General features: G+C 66.2%; 18 protein-coding genes. 9 read left to right on the forward strand and 9 right to left on the reverse strand.

The features are described from left to right. Positions 1 to 83: 83 nt before the first annotated feature. The 5 genes from ACNJ7K_RS24660 (at position 84) to ACNJ7K_RS24680 (ending at position 6,097) form a co-directional block, all read left to right on the forward strand. Positions 84 to 1,022, forward strand: coding sequence for an ABC transporter ATP-binding protein (locus ACNJ7K_RS24660; protein WP_230790514.1), 939 nt, complete (start codon positions 84 to 86; stop codon positions 1,020 to 1,022). After that, on the forward strand, positions 1,012 to 2,049 hold the full coding sequence (locus ACNJ7K_RS24665; protein WP_120280474.1) for an ABC transporter ATP-binding protein: 1,038 nt from the start codon (positions 1,012 to 1,014) through the stop codon (positions 2,047 to 2,049). Before ACNJ7K_RS24660 ends, ACNJ7K_RS24665 begins: the two co-directional genes overlap by 11 nt. A gap of 19 nt (positions 2,050 to 2,068) precedes the next feature. After that, positions 2,069 to 2,905 carry an SDR family NAD(P)-dependent oxidoreductase gene (locus tag ACNJ7K_RS24670; protein WP_487042350.1) on the forward strand — a complete coding sequence of 279 codons (837 nt, stop codon included), beginning with the start codon at positions 2,069 to 2,071 and terminating at the stop codon, positions 2,903 to 2,905. 77 nt (positions 2,906 to 2,982) lie between these two features. Beyond that, positions 2,983 to 4,554: an ABC transporter substrate-binding protein gene (locus tag ACNJ7K_RS24675; RefSeq protein WP_230790516.1), complete on the forward strand. Its 1,572-nt coding sequence runs from the start codon at positions 2,983 to 2,985 to the stop codon at positions 4,552 to 4,554. A 103-nt stretch (positions 4,555 to 4,657) separates the two neighbouring features. Beyond that, positions 4,658 to 6,097 carry an MFS transporter gene (locus tag ACNJ7K_RS24680; protein ID WP_268654654.1) on the forward strand — a complete coding sequence of 480 codons (1,440 nt, stop codon included), beginning with the start codon at positions 4,658 to 4,660 and terminating at the stop codon, positions 6,095 to 6,097. Between the two features lie 26 nt (positions 6,098 to 6,123). Here ACNJ7K_RS24680 and ACNJ7K_RS24685 read toward each other — a convergent pair whose 3' ends face one another. The 5 genes from ACNJ7K_RS24685 to ACNJ7K_RS24705 all read right to left on the reverse strand — a co-directional run bounded on the left by ACNJ7K_RS24685 (position 6,124) and on the right by ACNJ7K_RS24705 (position 12,098). After that, positions 6,124 to 7,410: an MFS transporter gene (locus ACNJ7K_RS24685; RefSeq protein ID WP_487042570.1), complete on the reverse strand. Its 1,287-nt coding sequence runs from the start codon at positions 7,408 to 7,410 to the stop codon at positions 6,124 to 6,126. A gap of 176 nt (positions 7,411 to 7,586) precedes the next feature. Continuing rightward, the gene (locus tag ACNJ7K_RS24690) at positions 7,587 to 7,880 is read right to left on the reverse strand and encodes a DUF3263 domain-containing protein (RefSeq protein WP_487042351.1); all 294 of its coding nucleotides are present in this window, start codon (positions 7,878 to 7,880) and stop codon (positions 7,587 to 7,589) included. Between the two features lie 29 nt (positions 7,881 to 7,909). Further along, on the reverse strand, positions 7,910 to 9,343 hold the full coding sequence (locus ACNJ7K_RS24695) for a FadD3 family acyl-CoA ligase (protein ID WP_487042352.1): 1,434 nt from the start codon (positions 9,341 to 9,343) through the stop codon (positions 7,910 to 7,912). Then, on the reverse strand, positions 9,340 to 10,521 hold the full coding sequence (locus ACNJ7K_RS24700; RefSeq protein WP_159417451.1) for an amidohydrolase family protein: 1,182 nt from the start codon (positions 10,519 to 10,521) through the stop codon (positions 9,340 to 9,342). Before ACNJ7K_RS24700 ends, ACNJ7K_RS24695 begins: the two co-directional genes overlap by 4 nt. Before the next feature lie 35 nt (positions 10,522 to 10,556). After that, entirely contained in the window at positions 10,557 to 12,098 is a 1,542-nt protein-coding gene (locus ACNJ7K_RS24705) for an AMP-binding protein (RefSeq protein ID WP_487042353.1), read from the reverse strand. 135 nt (positions 12,099 to 12,233) lie between these two features. Here ACNJ7K_RS24705 and ACNJ7K_RS24710 point away from each other — a divergent pair, with 135 nt between their 5' ends. After that, positions 12,234 to 12,956 (forward strand): enoyl-CoA hydratase/isomerase family protein, encoded by a 723-nt coding sequence (locus ACNJ7K_RS24710; protein ID WP_487042354.1) that lies wholly within the window; start codon positions 12,234 to 12,236, stop codon positions 12,954 to 12,956. Between the two features lie 16 nt (positions 12,957 to 12,972). On the opposite strand, the gene ACNJ7K_RS24715 is transcribed toward ACNJ7K_RS24710, so the two are convergent. Next, on the reverse strand, positions 12,973 to 13,644 hold the full coding sequence (locus tag ACNJ7K_RS24715) for a TetR/AcrR family transcriptional regulator (RefSeq protein WP_487042355.1): 672 nt from the start codon (positions 13,642 to 13,644) through the stop codon (positions 12,973 to 12,975). A gap of 211 nt (positions 13,645 to 13,855) precedes the next feature. On the opposite strand from ACNJ7K_RS24715, the gene ACNJ7K_RS24720 reads away from it, so the two are divergent. From ACNJ7K_RS24720 to ACNJ7K_RS24730, 3 genes are read left to right on the forward strand one after another with little or no spacing between them, the layout of a single operon-like run. Further along, positions 13,856 to 14,659, forward strand: coding sequence for an SDR family NAD(P)-dependent oxidoreductase (locus tag ACNJ7K_RS24720; RefSeq protein ID WP_487042356.1), 804 nt, complete (start codon positions 13,856 to 13,858; stop codon positions 14,657 to 14,659). 10 nt (positions 14,660 to 14,669) lie between these two features. Next, positions 14,670 to 15,809, forward strand: coding sequence for a DUF5938 domain-containing protein (locus ACNJ7K_RS24725; RefSeq protein ID WP_487042357.1), 1,140 nt, complete (start codon positions 14,670 to 14,672; stop codon positions 15,807 to 15,809). 28 nt (positions 15,810 to 15,837) lie between these two features. After that, on the forward strand, positions 15,838 to 17,379 hold the full coding sequence (locus ACNJ7K_RS24730) for an AMP-binding protein (RefSeq protein WP_487042358.1): 1,542 nt from the start codon (positions 15,838 to 15,840) through the stop codon (positions 17,377 to 17,379). On the opposite strand, the gene ACNJ7K_RS24735 is transcribed toward ACNJ7K_RS24730, so the two are convergent. From ACNJ7K_RS24735 to ACNJ7K_RS24745, 3 genes are read right to left on the reverse strand one after another with little or no spacing between them, the layout of a single operon-like run. Then, positions 17,360 to 18,355, reverse strand: coding sequence for an NADPH:quinone oxidoreductase family protein (locus ACNJ7K_RS24735; protein ID WP_487042359.1), 996 nt, complete (start codon positions 18,353 to 18,355; stop codon positions 17,360 to 17,362). The genes ACNJ7K_RS24730 and ACNJ7K_RS24735 overlap by 20 nt on opposite strands. Before the next feature lie 50 nt (positions 18,356 to 18,405). Next, on the reverse strand, positions 18,406 to 18,867 hold the full coding sequence (locus ACNJ7K_RS24740; protein WP_487042360.1) for a MaoC family dehydratase: 462 nt from the start codon (positions 18,865 to 18,867) through the stop codon (positions 18,406 to 18,408). 38 nt (positions 18,868 to 18,905) lie between these two features. Continuing rightward, positions 18,906 to 20,159 (reverse strand): acyl-CoA dehydrogenase family protein, encoded by a 1,254-nt coding sequence (locus tag ACNJ7K_RS24745; protein ID WP_487042361.1) that lies wholly within the window; start codon positions 20,157 to 20,159, stop codon positions 18,906 to 18,908. Positions 20,160 to 20,184 lie beyond the last annotated feature (25 nt).

Below are 20,184 nucleotides of genomic sequence, written 5' to 3' on the forward strand. Positions count from 1 at the left end.
GGCTCGCCGTGACCACTCAGCCGATTCTCGAAGTGAGAAATCTCCGTGCCTACATCGGCACGCCACGAGGCACCGTTCGCGCAGTGGACGACGTGTCGCTCGATCTGGACTCCGGACAGGCGCTGGGTATCGTCGGCGAGTCGGGCTCCGGAAAGTCGGTGATGGCCCGGGCGATCATGGGGCTCATGCCGCCCCGCTCGGGCCGATCCGGATCGGTGACCTTCCAGGGCCGCGACCTGCTGGCCCTGACGAAGACGGAGAAGCGCGAGATCTGGGGCAAACAGATCGCGATGGTCTTCCAGGATCCGGGACGCTCGCTCAACCCGGTCGTCCGGGTCGAGCGGCAGCTCACCGAGGGAATGCGCAAGCACCTCGGGGTCAGCAGGTCCGAGGCGCACACCAGGGCGCTGAAGCTGCTCGAGGAAGTGGGCGTCCCCGACCCGGAACGACGCCTCCGCAACTATCCCCACGAGATGTCCGGCGGCATGCGCCAGCGCGTGATGATCGCGATCGCGCTGGCGTGCGAACCGGATCTGCTCATCGCCGACGAACCGACCACCGCGCTGGACGTGACTATCCAGCGTCAGATCCTCGACCTGCTGCGGCGCGTCCAGCGGGACCGGGGCATGTCGATGATGCTCATCAGTCACGACCTCGCGGTGGTCGCCGGCCGTACCGACCGGGTGTCGGTGATGTACGCCGGTCGGCTCGCGGAGGTCGGTTCCACCCGTGAGGTGTTCGAGCAGCCGATGCACCGCTACACCCACGCACTGCTCGGGGCGACCCCGACGATCGACCACGTGCGGCATGCGCCGTTGCGGGTGATCGGCGGGTCGCTGCCCGACCCGACGTCGCCACCGGACGGTTGCCGGTTCGCGCCGCGCTGCAACCACGCGTCGGACGAATGCCACACCACACCGCCCCCGCTCGAGTCGGTGGGCGTCGATCATCACGTTGCGTGTCTGAGCCCGGTGACCGTTCCGGTCGGGGCCGTTTCCGGAGGTGAATCCCATGGCCGGTAGTGGCGCCACTCATCTGCGCGGCGACGAGGCCCTGCTCAGTGTGCAGGACCTGGTGGTCGAATATCCCACCGACAACGGCACGGTGCAGGCCGTCTCGAAGATCAGCTTCGACATCCTGCCCGGTGAAACCCTCGGCATCGTAGGCGAATCCGGGTGCGGCAAGTCGACCACCGGTCGTGCGGTGCTGCGCCTGGACCGCATCACCTCCGGCCGTATCCGGTTCGGCGACGAGTGGATCGAGGAGGCGAGCGAGAAGCGCATGCGCTCCCTCCGGCGCGACATGCAAATGATCTTCCAGGACCCGGTCGCCTCACTCAATCCGCGCCGGTCGGTCGCCGACATCGTCGTCGAGGGCCTGACGGTCGCGAAGACACCTGCGAAGGAACGGGCGACGACATCGGTGTCGGTCCTGGAACAGGTCGGCCTTCCCGGCGAACGTTTCGCCGGCATGCTGCCTCGTCAGCTCTCGGGTGGTCAGGCACAGCGCGTCGCCATCGCGCGAGCGCTCGCCCTGAATCCCCGCCTGCTCATCTGCGACGAACCGGTCTCGGCGCTCGACGTGTCGGTGCAGGCTCAGATCCTCAACCTGATCGAGGAACTCAAGGCGGAGTTCGACCTCACCGTCGTGTTCATCGCCCACGATCTCGGTGTGGTGCGCACGGTGAGCGACAAGGTCATGGTCATGTACCTGGGCAAGGTCTGCGAATTCGGTGACTCCATCGAGATGTACGACGACCCCGCGCATCCCTACACGCGCGCGCTGCTCGATTCGGTGCCGCTGACCGACCCGGAGAAGGGTTTCGCCGGACCGCCTCTGGCCGGCGATGTGCCGTCGCCACTGGCACCTCCCACGGGCTGCCGGTTCCGCACCCGCTGCCCGATGGCCCAGGACCGTTGTGCCGAAGAGGAACCCGAGATGCGTGAGGTCCGTCCGGGCCAGTACGCGGCCTGCCATTTCCCGCTCCCGTCCGTGACCGGACGCGATCTTCCCGAACCCGCCGCCGTCGGTGCCGGTACGGACGCCTGACCGACAAAAGGAACATTCCATGACCGATTCTGCAGAGTTCGCCGATCGATACGGCCCGTGGGTGCTGATCCTCGGGGCGTCGGAGGGGGTGGGAGCAGAGTTCGCGCGGACGTTCGCGGCGCGCGGGTCGAACGTCGTCCTGCTCTCCCGCCGCCCCGAGGCGCTCCAGGAGGTCGCCACCGAGATCAGTTCGCACGGCGACGTGGAGACGAGGATCCTGGCGGTCGACCTGTCCGCTCCCGACGCCATGGACGTCATCGCGGAGGGTACGGCCGATCTCGAGATCGGCACCGTCGTGTACTGCGCGGGCGCAGATCCGAATTTCCAGCCCTTCCTGGATAATCCGGTCGAGACCGCCGTCGGACTCGTCCAGCGCAACTGCATCACGAACATGCGTGTGTGCCATCACTTCGCACACGGCATGGTCGAGCGGGGAAAGGGAGCACTGATCCTCATGTCGTCCGCCGCCGGTCTGCGCGGTGGGGCGAACATGGTGGCCTACGGTGCCTCCAAGGCGTTCGACATGGTGATGGCCGAAGGGCTGTGGTCCGAGTTGAAGCCTCACGGCGTCGACGTCCTGTCCCTCGTGGTGGGCCGCACCGACACCCCGGCCCTGCGTCGACTCCTCTTCGCCCGCGGAGCGATCGACAGCCTCGACGCCGACGTTCCCGGCCTCGCGACGCCCGCATCCGTCGTCGCCGAGGCGCTCGACAATCTGGCCGACGGGCCGACCCATCTCGTCGGGGAACAACTGCAACAGGCGTGGCGGGACATGACATCCATGACACGCAGTGAAGCGGTCCGGGAAGCCGCCGCCCGCCAGGCCTCCTTCGCCGCGACCGCACGTTCCTCCTGATCTTCTTTCTCGGCCCTGCAGTGCCTGTGTGCTGCAGGGCCGGTCCGTATCCGGGTTCGGTGTTCGAAAGGTGACGCATGTTCGGAAAGAGACATCTCGCCAAGGGATTCGCGGCGGCCTGCGCCGGCGTTCTCCTGCTGTCCGGTTGCGGCGGTGGCGACACCGCAGACGCGAATGAGACCACAGCGGCCGGCGATCCCGTCGCGGGCGGTGAACTCGTCGCACTCCAGCTGAGCGAGCCCCGCACCCTCGACCCGGGAGGGCTGTCCAATACCTGGGCCCACCACCCGATCGTGGGCAACGCGTTGTACGGGACGTTGATGACCAACGACCCGACGACGCTCGAGGTCGAGTACGGACTCGCCACGGGGTTCACGACCGACGACGGAGGCCGCACCTTCACCCTCACGTTGCGACCGGACGTGACCTTCACCGACGGAACACCTTTCGACGCGGCTGCGGTCGAGTTCAACTGGAGGCGCATCGCCGACCCGGCGACCGGCTCGAGCGGCATCCGGCAGGCCGCGCAGATCACCGGTTACGAGGTGGTCGATCCCGGGACCCTGACGATCACACTCGCCGAACCCAATCCGCACTTCGCGCAGGGCGTGATCGCCAACGCGCTCAACTGGATCGCCTCTCCCACCGCACTGCAGAAGGGACAGGCCGAGTTCGACGCGAATCCCGTAGGTGCCGGACCGTTCACGTTGGTGAACTGGACCCGTCAGGCCGAGATGACCTTCGAGAAGAACCCGGACTACTGGGATGCCCCGAAGCCGTATCTCGACCGGCTGGTCGTGCGCGGTGTCTCGGACGGGCCCCAGCGGATCAACGCTGTCACGACCGGGGCCGCGGACCTCTCGTTGGAGGCGAACTGGTCGAATCTCGCCAAGGCGGACGCCGCCGGACTGCAGACCGTGGTGACCGAGGTCGGTGGCGGCCAGACCCTCGCCCTGAACCTCCGACGCGCACCCTTCGACGACGAACGTGCACGACGTGCGGTGGCTCTGGCGCTCGATCTCGACGGTCTCAACAGCGTGGTCTACAACGGCGACGGTGTCGTGCCGACCTCGCTGTTCGCCGAGGGTTCACCGCTCTACACAGACGTGGAGTGGCCGACGGCGAATGCCGAGGAGGCCCAGAAGTTGTTCGACGAACTCTCGGCCGAGGGCAAGCCCGTCTCCTTCACCTTCCTGTCGTACCCGACGACCGACACGCGGACCACGGGCGAGACCATCCAGGCACAGCTGAGCGCCTTCGACAATGTCGACGTGCAGGTCGAGGTGCTCGACTACGCCCAGGTCACGGCCCGATCGAATGCCCGCGACTTCGACATGATGGTGTCCTCCGCCGCCGTGCAGGATCCCGACTACACACTGTGGACGGCATTCCACAGCAGGTCGCCGGGCAACTTCACCGGTGTTGCGGATCCCGAACTCGACGCGGCACTCGATCGGGGTCGTCTCTCGGAGTCGACGGACGAACGCAAGGATGTCTACGCGGAGGCCGAGCAGCGGATCGTCGAGCTCACTCCGGCGATCTTCTACATCGCCGCGGCGCCCTCGCTGATGGCCTCACCCGACGTGCAGGGCATCGAGATGTACACCCTCGGATCGCTTCGCCCCGAGGAGATCTGGATCGAGGACTGATGTCGGTTCGGCTCCCGGGGCACCACCTCGGGAGCCGAACCTCATGCCGATACAGAGGGCAGCGGCGCACGAGCCGTGAACAATGGAACGAGGAGACGCCGGGGTGGACGGAACATCGACGACGGGTTTCGCCGGTCGCACGATCTGGGTACTGGTGTTCGCCGGCATCGTCACCACGGTGATGTCGACCCTCGTCATCCCGCTGCTCGGTGAACTGCCCGCTCTGCTCGGGACCAGCCCGTCCAATGCGTCCTGGGTGGTTACGGTGACCCTGCTCGCGGGTGCCGTAGCGACACCCGTGACGGGACGTCTGGGCGACATGTACGGCGCCCGCCGGATGCTGCTGGTGTGCACGATCCCGCTCATCGTCGGGTCGTTCCTGTGTGCACTGTCGTCGTCGCTGGCGCCGATGCTCGTCGGCCGTGCCCTCCAGGGTGCGGGATTCGGGATCGTGCCCCTCGGCATCAGTGCGTTGCGTTCCCTCGTGCCACCGGCGCGCCTCGGCTCGGCCATTGCCCTGATGAGTTCGTCCCTGGGGATCGGGGGAGCGCTCGGGTTGCCTCTCGCAGCGGCTGTCATCCAGTTCACGAGCTGGCGAATGTTGTTCTGGGGAGTCGGTCTTCTCAGTGTGCTCGTCGCGGTGCTCATCGCGTGGCTCGTGCGGGACACGCCCGTTCCACCGGAAACGGGCCGGTTCGACGGCTTCGGCACACTCGGTTTGTCGCTGGCGCTGGTAGCCGGATTGCTGGCGATCTCCAAAGGTGGCGACTGGGGCTGGACCAGCGCGACCGTCCTGATCCTGTTCGCCGTCTCGTTCGTCGTGTTCGTGGTGTGGGGCCGGTGGGAACTGCGGGCCGCGGCCCCGCTCGTCGATCTTCGCGTAGCGAAGGGCAACCGGGTTCTCGTCACCAACATCGTCGCGACCCTGATCGGCTTCTCGATGTATTTCCAGGCGTTGCTGGTTCCCCAGATCCGGATGCTGCCCACGGAAACGGGATACGGGCTGGGGCAGTCGATGGTGGTCATGGGATTGTGGTGCGCGCCCGCCGGACTGCTGATGATGGCGGTCTCCCCGTTGGGAGCACGGCTGACGACCATCCGTGGGCCCCGCACGACCCTGTGCACCGGATGTCTGATGATGGCAGCCGCGTATGCCTCGTCGTTGTTCCTGATGGGCTCGACCTGGGGCCTGATGGTGATCACGTGCGTCATTGCCGCGGGAATCGGGCTGGCGTACGGAGCGATCCCCACTTTGATCATGGGAGCGGTTCCACCGACACAGATCTCGTCGGCCAACAGTGTCAACACCCTGTTGCGTTCGGTGGGAGGCACAGCGTCGGCTGCGGTCGCGGGAGTCGTGCTCGCGCAGATGAGCGTCGACTTCGCAGGAACCGTGGTCCCCTCACAGAACGGATTCCTCACCGGAATGCTGATCGGCGCGGCGACCGCCCTGTTGGCGGCCGCCGCGACCATGACCATCCGTCGTGTGGACTCTGCGGACCGGGCCGATACACGACCTGCGGCATCCGCCTCCCGCCCGTGACCGGCTCCGGTCGACAGGGGACAGCGTCAACGATGCGACAGAGCGGTGGGGTGTGCTTCGTTGTCGATACCCGGGATGCCGCGTCCACGCAGCGATGCACCCGCGGTCTCCGCCACGAAGTAGAGGGCGACGAGGCCGACCGCGCAGGCGCCCATCATGTAGAAGGCCGGCATGAGGTCGTTACCCGTCCGCTCGACGAGCCATTCGTTGATCGCGGGAGCCGTACCACCGAAGATCGAGGTGGACACGTTGTACGAGATCGCGAACCCGGCGAACCGGACCTGAGTGGGGAACATCGCGGGGAAGGTCGCCGAGATCGTCGACAGCTGCATCACGTACAGCAGGCCGAGCACGGTGAAGCCCAGGATGGCCCAGCCGAAGCCCACCGACATCAACATGTACATCGGCACGGCGAGAACGAACAGACCTGTCAGCGACGCCGCCCAGAGGGGCTTGCGCCCGATCCGGTCCGACAACGCCCCGGCGAACGGGATGACCGCCATCATCGCGAGCTGACCGATCAACACCAGGATCAGTGCCGAGGTGGTCGTCAGACCGATCCGATCCTCGAGATAGGTCGGCATGTAGCTCAGCAACGTGTAGTTGCAGACGTTCAGCGCGATGACCAGACCCATCATCTTGATGATCGGCCGCCAGTACCGGGTGATCAGGTCCTTGAACTCGGCGCCGACGCTGGCCTCCTCCTGGTGCGCCTCCTCGAGTTCCTTGAAGACCGGTGTCTCGTCGAGTTTCGAACGGAGGTAGAGGCCCACCAGTGCGAGCGGGCCGGCGACGAAGAACGGCAGTCGCCAGCCCCAGGTCGCCATGAAGGCGTCGGTGGACAGCAGATCGATCATCAGGACGAGGAACGCACCGACGGAGAAACCGCCCAGCGTGCCGAACTCGAGGAAGCTGCCGTAGAAACCACGCTTGCGGTCGGGGGAGTACTCGGCCATGAAGGTCGCCGCGCCACCGTACTCACCGCCGGTGGAGAAGCCCTGGATCATGCGCAACAGCACGAGCAGCAGGGGCGCCCAGAACCCGATCGATTCGTACGAGGGGACAGCGCCGAGCAGCACCGTCGAGCCACCCATCAGCAGGATGGTGAGCGCCAGGATCTGACGACGACCCAGCCGGTCGCCGAGCGGACCCCACACGAAACCGCCCAGCGGCCGCATGATGAAGGAGACCGCGAAGACACCCAGCGTGAGCAGTGTCGCGGATTCGAGATCGCCGGGGAAGAACGAATCGGCGATATAGGTGGCCGTGTAGGCGTAGACGCCGTAATCGAACCACTCGGTGAAATTACCCATGGCCGACGCGCCGATGGCGCGCCGTACCGTCTCCGGCTGCTCTTCGTGAGCGTCCGGTGTCGGGTCGACGGAACCGTTCTCCACGATTGCCCCCTCCGATCGAGCTCGGTGCCGCGGCGAATACCCGAGTCGAGGGAGGACGAAACCGATTCCCGTGAAGTTCCTCGAAGCCGTAGTCAGGCGGACAGCTTGCTGAGGGGATGCGCCGACGAGGCGTACCGTGTCCGATCACGTCGGTCCGCCGCGGCGGCGAGGTCGACGGTGTCGAGCCGCTCGTCGCAGATGCGCACGAGTTGCTCGAGGATGTGTGGTTCCAACTGGTTCCACCGGTGCTTGGTCAGCAGGCCGCGGAGGCGGTGGAAGTAGTTCTCGGGGGTGATCCCGAAGGTGACCCAGATGTCCTCGTCGGGCCCACCGTTCCAGTGCCGCCACTTCACGGCGAAAGCGATCATCGCAGCTTCGTCCGACATGCCGGAACTCCTGTCTGATGGGGGATGTGTCAATGGAGTAGTTCTTTGACGACCTTGCCGGTCGCGTTGAGGGGGAGCGCGTCGATGTACTCGACGACACGCGGAACCTTGAATCCCGCCATGCGTGTGCGGCTCCAGGCGATCAGGTCCTCGGCGGGGACGGGATCGGACGAGACGACGAACGCCTTGCCCACCTGGCCGAGCCGGTCGTCGGGAATCCCGATCACGGCCACCTGGTCGACGGCCGGGTGTTCGAGCAGGAAACCTTCGATCTCGGCGGGATAGGCGTTGAAGCCGCCGACGACGAACATGTCCTTCTTGCGTCCGATGATCCGGAGGTGGCCGTCGGCGTCGATCTTGCCGAGATCGCCCGTGTGGAGCCACCCTTCGGCATCGACGGCTGCGGCGGTGGCCTCCGGATCGTCGAGATAACCGTGCATCACGTTGTATCCGCGGATGAGCACCTCGCTGTCGTCGGCGATGCTCACTTCCACACCGTCACAGGGTTTTCCGACGGTCGTGGCGATCTGTTCGAAGGTGTCGCCGCGGCGGGAGGCTGTCGCGGTGCCGGCCTCGCTCAGACCGTATCCCGTCATGATCGTCTCGAAGGGCAGTTCGTTCCGGATCCGCCGGATCAGATCGACCGGGATGTCGGCCGATCCGGTCACGGCCGCGCGCAGCGACGACAGGTCGTGGGTCCGGTCCTGCTGCGCTGCGAGGAGCGAGTGGTAGAGCGTGGGAGGTCCGGGCAGCATGGTCACATGTTCTCGCTCGATCAGGTCGAGGACGGTGTCCGTCTCGAAGACCGGGACGGGAATCATCGTGGCGCCGCGGATGAACGACGCGACGAGACCGGCCTTGTAGCCGAACATGTGGAAGAACGGGTTGACGAGCAGGTAGCGGTCGCCGCGTCGCAGATCGGCCAGATCGCACCACTCGGAGAACATCCGGAGGGTTTGCAGGTGGTTCATCATCACGCCCTTGGGGCGTCCGGTGGTGCCCGAGGTGTACATGATGTCGGCGATGTCCTCACCGGCCACCTCGCGGACGAAAGGCCTTCCGCTGTCGAGGAAACCGGAGGCGATGTCGATCCGGTGGACACCGGCCGGCACCGCGTACTCCTGGTCGAGGAAGCCGTCCTGCACGAGGGTCAGCTTCGCTCCGCTGCGCCGGATGATGTCGCCCGCCTCGTCCTCGCGGTAGCGGGTGTTCACCGGGACGAGCACGCCACCCGCGGTGAGCAGGCCGAAGGCCGCGACGATCCACGCGGCGGAGTTGGGGGCCCAGATCGCTACCCGATCACCCTTGCCGACACCTGCGTCGGCGAATGCTCCGGCGGCGCGGCGGATTCGATCGGTGAGATCGGTGAAGGAGATCCGGAGGTCCCCGTCGACGACCGCTTCGGCATCACCGAAGCGGTCGCCGGCGCTGAGGACCATCTCGGGGATGGTCCGCCGGCTCATACCTTCAGGAGCCGCGCGAGGTTGCCGCCCATGACCAGCTTCTGGTCCTCGAAGGGCAGGTGCTGGATGTGCTGGATGTAGGTGGTCGGCTCGGCCAGGCCCTCGGGGTGCGGGTAGTCGGAACCGAACAGCACGCGCTCGGCGCCGATGAGGGCGGTGAGCTTGCTGAAGTCCTCCTCCCAGAAGGGACTGACGTGGATGCTGTTCTTGACCGCCTCGACCGGGTCCTTCATGCCGAAGCCCTCGGGGGCCTTCTTGAAGGTGTCGGCGAGGTTCTGCAGCAGACCGGGCAGCCAGCTCGCGCCGTTCTCGATCACCGCGATCCGCAGCTCCGGGAATCGGAGGAGTGCACCGTGGCAGACCCACGATGCGACCGCGTCCTGGATCGGGCGCCACTCGTTGACCATGTGGAAGGTGTTGGTGACGAACGGCAGCATTTCCTTGTCGGCGCCGTCCCACTCCGCCGTGTGGCGGGCGTAGCCGCTGTCGGAGGAGTGCTGGGTCACGAGCACGTCGAGCTCGACGACGCGCTTCCAGAAGGGATCGAACTCCGGCAGGGCGAACGAACGCGGTCCGCGGTAGCCGGGAACCGGAGCCGGGCGCACGAGGATCGCCTTCGCGCCGCGTTCGACGCACCACTCGAGTTCCTCGATGGCCTTGTCGACGATCGGCAGGCTGATCACCGGCACGGTGAAGATGCGGTCCTTGTAGTTGAAGGACCACGTCTCGTACAGCCACTGGTTGAGTGAGTGCACGACCGCGTGGATCAGCTCCGGATCGTCACGCATGCGCTCCTCGACGAGGCTGGCGAGGGTGGGGAACATGAGCGTGCGCTCGATGCGGAGTTCGTCCATGAGCTCGAGACGGGCCGCCGGCTCGCGGAAAGCAGGGATCGACTTCATGGACTTGCCGAAGATCTCCCGACGGCTCTTGCCCTCGGGGTTGCCGTTCTTGAAGTAGTCCTCCATGGCGCCCGGGCGGGCGACGACCTCGAAGGTCGGGTTGGGGATGTACTCGCTGATCTGACCGCGGATCGCGATCTTCGTGCGGCCGTCGACCTGCACGTACTTGATCACGTCCTTGTACTTCTCCGGAAGGAACTTCGTCAGTGCCTCCTCGGTCTCGTACAGATGGTTGTCCGCATCGAACAGCTGGTACGGCAAATCGTTCGCGGTCATCAAATCCTCCTTCTCCTGTTATGAGAATACTATTCTCATGTGTGCGCAGCCGCAATATCCTGACGAACCCGGAACTTCTGGATCTTCCCGCTCGCGGTGCGCGGGAAGTCGTCGACGTAATGCAGTTCCTCGGGCCACTTCTGCTTGGCGATGCCCGCCTGCCCGAAGTGTGTGCGGATCTCCTCGAGCGTCGGCATCTCGTGCCCGGGCCGCAGACGCAGCACGGCGGCGGCATGTTCTCCGAGGCGCTCGTCCGGTGCCGACACGACGGCGGCCTCGGCCACGGCGGGCAGGGTCAGGAGCACCTCCTCGACCTCGAGCGCGCTGATGTTCTCCCCGCCGCGGATGATGAAGTCGGCCTTGCGATCGGTGATCGTCAGGAAGCCGTCCTCGTCGACGATCGCGACGTCTCCGGTGTGATACCAGCCGTCCTCGTCGAACGCGCGGGCCGTCAGTTCCGGGTTCGTGTATCCCATGCACAGATCCGGTCCGCGGCTGAGGATCTCGCCGTCGTCTGCGATGCGGATCTCCACTCCGGGGCACGCGTTGCCGTCGGTGAACAGACGCTTGTCCACCGGATCGGTGACGAGCGAGCTCGTGATCGACGGGTGCTCGGTGCTGCCGTAGGCGCGGAACACCGTGATGCCGAGATCGTCGAGACGACGGGTGACCGCGGCGGGCACGGTCGACCCACCCAGGCCGGCGTACTTCATGTACTGCAGGTGCCGGTCCGGATCGAAGTTCGGGTGGTCTAGCAGGCTGGTGATGAAATAGGTTGCACCACCGCCGATCACGAGTCCGTCGCTCTCCATCAGTTCGATCGCGCGCGCCGGATCCCAGACGTCGAGCAGGTTGATGGGGGTGTGGTCGAGGATCGGGATGAGGAAGGCGTTGACCATGCCGATGAAGTGACCCACCGGCGCCCCCGTGAGTTGTGAGCCGCGGTCGTCGGGGTAGCGCTCGGAGAGCTGCCTCGTCTCGAAGCCGAGCGTCCGGTGCGTGTGGATCACGCCCTTCGGATCGCTCGTGGTGCCGGAGGTGAACGCCAGCAGTGCCGGCTGCGAGGGATCGACGGGAAGTACGCCCTCGAAGGGTTCGTCGTCGAGCAGGTCGTCGAAGTCGCGTCCCACGACACCGACGACAGGGATGTCGGCGCACAGTTCGGGCCGGTACTCGGTGTATCCGAACTTCTCGGCACACACGAACACCTTGGGAGCGGACTCGCGCAGGATGTACCCGAGTTCCTTGGGACCGTAGAAGTGGACGATCGGCACGACGGTCGCGCCCAGAAAGGACGAGGCCCAGAAGACGGCCGCGGCCTCCATCCAGTTGGGGAGCTGAAAGGCCACCACGTCGCCGGGGCCGACCCCGCGGCGGTGCAGGCCGGCTGCGAGGCGCCGCGCGACGTGCTCGACCTCGCTCACGGTGCCCGACCACGGTCGGATGGTCGAGTGGATGCGGAACTCGGTGTCGGGTGCGGCCTTCAGGCCGCGCGCCAGCATGTCGCCGATCGTCTCGCGAGTCCACCACCCTTCGCTCTCGTAGCGTTCGACCAGTTCGGAGGGGATCTGCCGCATCTGAAAGCTCCAGTGTCCGGGATGGCGTCACGCCGCCGTTCGTCGCGGCGCGACCGGTTCGGACCGGCCTTGGCCGGATGTGGAGATGGTATTCTCCGAAAAGTAGAATTCCAATATCAGTTCGGAGAGCAGACCATGGTGGAGCTGGAGCTCGACGACGGACTCGCCGTCGTCACCATCGATCGCCCGCACGCGCGCAACGCCATCGCCCCCGAGACGATGGACCAGCTCGAGAAGGTGCTCGACGAGGCCGAGCAGGCGCAGGCGCGTGCCCTGGTGATCCGTGGTGGTGGCGACCGCGCCTTCGTCTCCGGCGGCGACCTGAAGGAACTCGCCAAGCTCCGCACCCACGAGCAGGCCGCCGACATGGCCCGGCAGATGCGCGCCGTGTGCGACCGGATCGCAGGTTTCCCGGCGCCCGTCGTCGCCGCGCTCAACGGTCACGCACTCGGCGGTGGTGCCGAGGTGGCCGTCGCCGCCGATATCCGCATCGCCGCGGACGACATCAAGATCGGCTTCAATCAGGTGTCGCTGGCGATCATGCCCGCCTGGGGCGGTGCCGAACGGCTGGCCTCGCTGGTCGGACGCGGGCGTGCCCTCATGCTCGCCGGGACCGGCGACATCCTGCGAGCCGAGGAGGCCGAACGCATCGGCCTCGTCGACAAGGTGATCCCGCGGGAGACCTTCGACGAAGGGTGGCGCACTCTCGGCCGCGCCCTCGCCAATCCGTCCTCCGCGTCGATCAAGCATGTCGTGAACGGCGCGAGTCCGGAGGAAGCGGTCGACGCGTTCGCGCGGTTGTGGATCGGCGATGCCCACTGGGAAGCGGCCGACAAGGTTCTCTCGCGCGGTAAGTAGAGCCCGAGCGCCGCTGTTACCGCGTGTCCACGAAGTCGGGAAGAATGTCGAACAGATTGTCGCGCACTCGATCCGGGACGGTCGTCGAGGATTCCGTGTCGGGGGATCCGGTCGCCGCCCGGTCGTGTTCGGCGAGATACGCGACGAGGGCCGCGACGAACATGCCGTCGAGCAGCGCGTAGGCGGTGTCGGGGTCGTATCTCGGCCTCGTGCCCGACAGTTCCGCGTAGCGTGTGAGCACACGGTCGATCATGTCGCGCAATCCCCGGTCGATCGCCGAGACATCCTCGCGCAGCGTAGGATCGAACATCGACTGGTTACGCAGGTCGTACCAGAGGCGATGCATCGGAGCCTCGTCCCGGAGGGCCTCGGCCACCTTGCACGCGAAACCGCGGCGGAGTTCGTCGGCGGTCGTCGCCGTGTCGACCACCTCGTCGTATCGCGTCATGCACCGCGTCTTGTAGTGGCGCACGCAGTGCAGGATCAGATCGGTCTTGTCCTTGAAGTAGTAGTGCACGACACCGTGGGAGAACGGCGAGTTCTGGGCGATCTCCCGCAGTGACGTTCGCGCATAGCCGAGTTCGCCGAGTGTCGTCAGGGCGGACTCGGCGAGCTGGGTGCGACGTTCGTCGTACCTGTTCTGCCGGCTTCGGAGCGATCGGTCGGCGGGAGCTGCCGCATGGTTCATCGTTCGCCAGTGTAGGTGCGCCACAGGCTTCGCGATACCGGCCGACCTGCACAGGACGGCCGTCCGGCATCCTCTTGACAGGTGTCAAGATCTGGCAGATCCTGTGACCTGGACCACATTCATTCGGGCCGCCTTCCGAGGCGGTACGGGACGTTCCGTCGGCCCACGCGCTCCCTGCTCCTCCGGACCACCCACTTCAGGAGGCCATCCGATGACGGTTTTCGATCTGACCGGGCGTCGCGCACTCGTCACAGGAGGGGCACAGGGCCTCGGCGAAGGAATGGCGCGCGCCCTCGCCGGTGCCGGGACGAGCGTCGTGGTCGCCGACATCCAGGACAGCGGTGAACAGATCGCCGCGGACCTTCCCTCCGACGGAGATCGCAAGCACGCCTTCACCCGTCTGGACGTCACCTCCGAGAGCGACTGGGAACGGGCGATCACCGAGACGATCACCGCCGTCGGTGGTCTGGACATCCTGGTGAACAACGCCGGTATCGAGATCACCGGCCTGATCACCGAGGTCTCGCCCGACGACATCCGCCGCATGCTCGAGGTGAACATCCTCGGTACCGCGCTCGGAATCAAACACGGTCTGCGGGCGATGCGTCCGGACGGTGCGGCGGGGAACGGTGGTGTGATCGTCAACATCGCCTCGGTCGCCGCGACGATCGCGTTCCCGGGCATCTCCGTCTACTCGGCCACCAAGTCGGCCGTCGACCGTCTCACGCGGGTCGCCGCGATGGAGAGCGGGAAGCTAGGTTACGGAGTGCGGGTCAACTGCGTCTATCCGGGACTCGTCCCGACGGCGATGGGTGCGGGACTGGCGAACGACATGGCGACCATCGGTCTGTTCGGTTCACCCGACGACGCGGTCGCCGCCGTCGTCGAGCAGACCCCGTCCGGCCGGCTCGGGACGGTCGAGGACATCGCGGACGCCGTGGTGTTCCTCGCTTCCGACGCGGCACGATTCGTCACCGGTGCCGGTCTCCCGGTCGACGGCGGCATGGGAATGTGAGGGAAGATCCGTGAGCACACCGACCACACGTCGCGTCGTCGTCTACGGCGCATCGGGTTACACCGGGCGACTCGTCTGCGAATATCTGCGCGAGTTCCGTATTCCCTTCGTCGCCGCGGGTCGCGACAAGGACAAGCTCGACGAGTCGCTCCGTACGCACGTACCCGGCATCGAGACGGCCGACTTCGAGGTGGTGCAGGTCGAGCACACCGTCGAGGCGCTGACCGATCTGTTCAGTGGAGCGGCCGTCGTCCTGAACACCGTCGGACCGTTCTCCACACTCGGGAACGAAGTCGTCCGGGCTTGTCTCGCTGCCGGCGCGCACTACACCGACACCACCGGCGAGCAGGACTGGCTCATCACGTGCGACGAGAAGTACGGAGCCGACTTCGCCGCCGCGGGACTGCTGCTCGCACCCGGAACCGCGCAGATGTACACCGTCGGTGAGATCGCTGCCCAATTGTGCCTGGAGACACCGGGACTCGACACGCTCGACATCGCGGTCTTCTGGGGTGGCAGTCCGACCATCGCGTCCACGCGGACGATTCTCGTCAACGCTGCCACCTCGGCCGCGCATTACCTCGAACAGAACGAGTACGTCCCGTTCGACCCCGCTCAGGGACTCGTCCCGCTCGTCGTGCCCGGCCAGCACGAACTGGCGCAGTCGTTGCCCTGGGGCGGTACCTCCCATCCGGTGTGGTTCCGCCGCGACCCGCGTGTCGCGAACGTCAAGGCGCAGGGTGGTGTCTTCAATGCCGCCCTGATGCACGGGGTTCCGCAGATCGTCGCGCAGGCACTCGAGGCGACCAAGGACATGTCGCCGGAGGATCGTGACGAAGCGCTCACCGCGACCGCCCGTCAGGTCATGAATGTCATGCCGCCGCGGGAGAACCCGAGGGTCAACAAGTCCCTCGACTCGGTGCACGCCTCCGGCCCGCTCGCCCGGGCGCACTGCGTCGTCCACGGCAACAGCAACTACAAACAGACAGGGCTGCTCCAGGCGTTCTCCGCGAACTGGCTGTTGCAGCAACCCCCGAAGCGGGTCGGTTTCGCGAGTGCCTGCCAGGCCTTCGGTCACCACGAACTGCTCGGCATCCTGCGCAATTTCGGCCTGGTGTCGAAACCGGTTCTCACGGTGCAGGACTACTGAGATCCGAACCTGATCGCAGGAGGGTTCGATGCGGATCGTCGACTATCTCGACAAGGGGGCATCACTCGGACCGGACCGGCCGTGTTTCACGACGGACGGGGACAGCTGGTCGTACGCCACAGTGCAATCGGTGGCCGACGATGTCGCGCGGGCGCTGGACGCGCGTGGTGTGCGTCCGGGCGGCAAGGTTGCGGTGCTGTCCGGCAACGATCCTCGCGCCTTCGCGTGCGTGTTCGGGATCAGTCGGGCCGGTGCAGTGTGGTGTCCGATCAACCCCCGTAACGAGGCGGCCGAGAACCGGGAACTGCTCGACCGGTTCGACTGCGAGGTGCTGCTCTATGCTTCTGGGTACCGGGAACTCGTCGAACGGATCCGTCCCGACCTGCCTGCGATCCACACGTGGGTGCAACTCGACGGAGATCCTGCGGAGGGTTCGTTCAAGTGGAGTGAGTTCGTCTCTGCGGCTGCAGGATCGAGGGAGACGATCGACCGGTCCGCACCCGAGGATCTCGCGATGATCGTCGGCACGGGCGGTACCACGGGCAGACCGAAAGGCGTGATGCTCACCGGTACGAATCTCGAGACGATGACGGCACTCACGCTCATGAGCTATCCGTTCCCGGGTCGAGGCGAGCGTCCGGTCTATCTCGCGCTCGCGCCGCTGACGCATGCTGCGGGAGTGCTGTGCTTTCCCGTGCTGGCCACGGGTGGCGAGATCGTCATCATGCGCAGCCCCGATGTGGGGCGCTTCCTCGAACTGGTGCCGGCGCATCGCGTCACCCACACCTTTCTGCCCCCGACCCTGATCTACATGGTCCTTGCGCACCCCGACCTGGACTCGACGGATCTGTCGAGCCTGCAATGCTTCTGGTACGGGGCCGCGCCGATGAGTCCCACGCGGCTCGCGGAGGCGCTCGAACGGATCGGGCCGATGGCCCAGCTCTTCGGGCAGACCGAGGCACCGATGATGATCTCCGTGCTTCCACCCGACGAGCACCGCCGCCCCGACGGTTCGATCGCCGAGGAGATCCTGATGTCGGCCGGCCGGCCGACGCCGCTCGTGACCGTTGCGGTCATGGGTCAGGGCGGTGAACTGTTGCCACCGGGGGAGCGCGGCGAGATCGTCGTGCGCTCGTCCCTCGTGATGGCCGGCTACTACAAGAACCCCGACGCCACCGAGGAGGTGAGCCGGTTCGGCTGGCACCACACCGGCGACATCGGATATCTGGACGACTCCGGCCTGCTGTTCATCGTCGATCGCGCCAAGGACATGATCATCACCGGTGGATTCAACGTGTACTCGATCGAAGTGGAGCAGGCGATCCTGGCCCATCCGGCCGTCCAGGACTGCGCGGTGATCGGTCTGCGCGACGAGAAGTGGGGCGAACGAGTGGTGGCCGTCGTCCAACCGCACCCCGGAGCCGAGGTCGCCCCCGCTGAACTCACCGCCTTCGTCAAGGACCGCATCGGCTCGGTGAAGACTCCGAAGCAGGTCGTGGTCCGGTCCGACCTGCCCCGCTCGAAGGTGGGGAAGGTACTGAAGAACGAGATCAAGGCGACCCTGGGCTGACCTGCTGTCCGGTGAGCACGACGGCCTTGCCTTCGATCTCGCCTCGGTCGAGGCGGTCGAGGGCGCCGGGCAGATCCTCGAATTCGAATCGGGCACCCATGTAGGGGGCGACGACACCGGCGGCGATCATTCGATCCAAGGACTCTGCCTGTTCTTTCATCAGAGTGGGATCGACCTCGAGGAAGGCTCCGAAGGCAGCACCGACGACGCTGATGTTCCGGAGCAGGAGCCGATTGACCTTGAGCGCAGGGATCTTACCTGCGGCGAAGCCCACGACGAGCAGACGACCTTCGGGAGCGAGGCTCCTGACGGCTTCCTCGAACAACCAGTCACCCACGGGATCGAGCACTACGTCGACGCCGCGCCCGCCGGTCTTGTCGCGGATAACCGATGCGAATCCCCCTTCCAAGACAACGGTTTCGTCGGCACCGGCGGCTTCGGCGATGTGCGCGCGATGGGCGCCCGACACCCCGGCGACGACTCTCGCCCCGAGGCCTTTGGCGACCTGGATTGCGGCCGTGCCGATTCCCCCCGCTGCACCCATGACGAGCACTGTCTCGCCGGGAGCGAGACCGCCTCGTCGTGACAGTGCGAAGTGCACGGTGTGGTAGTTCACGACCATGGCCGCGGCCGTGTCGAAACCCACCGAATCGGGGATCCGCACGAGCGAGTTCACCGGCACCACTGCTTGTTCGGCGAACCCACCCTGCCAGACGAATGCTGCGGCGCGGTCGCCGGCCCGCCATCCCGAACCATCGGGCGCCTCGACGATCGTGCCGGCAACCTCGCAACCGGGAACTACAGGAAGCGCGGGCTTGTGCTGATACTGCCCCTTCGTCATCAGCAGATCGGGGAAGTTCACCCCTACGGCCTCGACCTTCAACAGGACCTCGTTGTCGGCGGGATGTGGGGTCTCCGCTTGTGTCAGGGTCAGGCCGCCGGGGCCGGTGTAGTCGCCGAGTTCGAAAGCTCGCATGGCTTCACTCCAGGTTGTCGGGTGGGAAATGGCCGGTTCCTGCGCGAATCTCACGCCGCGTATGCGAGATAGATCGACTCTCCCACCATGGCGGGTCTTTCCTCACCACGAATGTCGACTCGGACGGCGATCGTGTACCGGACTCCTCCGTCGCCACGGACGCATACATCCGTCAATTGCGCTGCCAGACGGATCTCCGATCCGACGGGCACCGGATTCGTGAACCGTACGCGGTCGATGCCGTAGTTCGTGCCGCGTACCTGGTCGGAGATCGTCAGTAGCCGATCGAGCAGGCGGGGGACCAGTGACAGGGTGAGATATCCGTGGGCGATGGTGGACCCGAACGGACCGGAGGCCGCTCGGTGTGGATCGACGTGAATCCACTGGTGGTCGTCCGTGGCGTCGGCGAAGGTGTCGATACGCTGCTGCTCGACCGTCATCCAATCGGTACAACCGAAGTCGTACCGGCTCGATGCGGCGAGTTCTTCGACGGTGGTCGTCAAGGTCGGCACGGTGTATTCCTTCGTCGGACAGGTCTGTGGCGTGCGAGTTACTTCGAGTACCTGCGGAGTTCGGTCTTGGCGATCGTGCGGAGGTGCACTTCGTCGGGACCGTCGAAGATCCGCATCGCCCGGTGCCAGCCGTACATCGCGGCGAGCGGCACGTCGTCGCTGACCCCGGCGCCACCGTGCACCTGGATGGCGCGATCGATGACTTCGAGAGCGACGCGGGGGACTGCGACCTTCGCTGCGGACACATACGGCGCTGCCGCCTTGTTGCCGTGCTCGTCGATCGTCTTGGCGGCGAGCTGGCACAGCAGACGTGCCTGGTCGAGCGCGATGCGGGATTCGGCGATCTGCTGTTGGATCACGCCTTGGTCGGCGAGTGGCTTGCCGAAGGCGACGCGCGCGCGGGCGCGGGTGGTCATCAAGGCCAGCGCGCGTTCGGCGGCGCCGAGGGCGCGCATGCAGTGATGGATGCGTCCCGGGCCCAGGCGGGCTTGCGCGACCGCGAAGCCGGCGCCTTCTTCTCCGAGCAGGTTCTCGGCGGGGACGCGGACGTCGTCGTAGACGACCTCGCAGTGACCGTGCTGGTCGTAACGGCCGAAGACCGGGACGTCGCGGACGACGGTGACGCCGGGGGTGTCGACGGGGACGAGGATCATGGACTGCTGGCGGTGTGGTGGGGCGCTGGGATCGGTCTTGCCCATGACGATCAGGATCGTGCACCGTGGGTCGGCGGCACCGCTGGTCCACCACTTGCGTCCGTTGATGACGTAGTGGTCGCCGTCGCGTTCGATACGGGTCTCGATGTTGGTGGCATCGGAACTCGCGACGTTCACCTCGGTCATCGAGAACGCCGACCGGATCTCCCCGTCGAGGAGGGGTTCGAGCCACTGCTTCTTCTGTTCATCGGTGCCGAAGAGGTGGAGCAGTTCCATGTTCCCGGTGTCGGGTGCCTGGCCGTTGGTCGCTTCGGGGGCCAGATGCAGGCTCCATCCGGTCACTTCGGCGAGTGAGGCGTAGTCGAGTTGCCCGATGCCGGATTCGGCGGGGAGGAAGAGATTCCACAGCCCGCGCGAGCGGGCTTCCTTCTTGAGTTCCTCGACGACGGGCGGCACGGTGTGGTCGTCGGGTCCGGCCTGCCGGCGGTACTCCTCGTACGTGTGTTCGGCGGGGAAGACGTGGCTGTGCATGAAGTCGACGAGCCTGCCGCGAAGCTCCAGAGCGGTGTCGGAGGGGCGAAGATCGAGGGCAGTCGGGTCGACCGGTGTGGGTCCGAGGGCGCTGAGGTGAGAAGTCATGGGATTCCTTCGTGATGGGGTGCCC

The sequence above is a fragment of the Rhodococcus shunpengi genome (assembly GCF_048381395.1).
Classification (GTDB): domain Bacteria; phylum Actinomycetota; class Actinomycetes; order Mycobacteriales; family Mycobacteriaceae; genus Rhodococcus.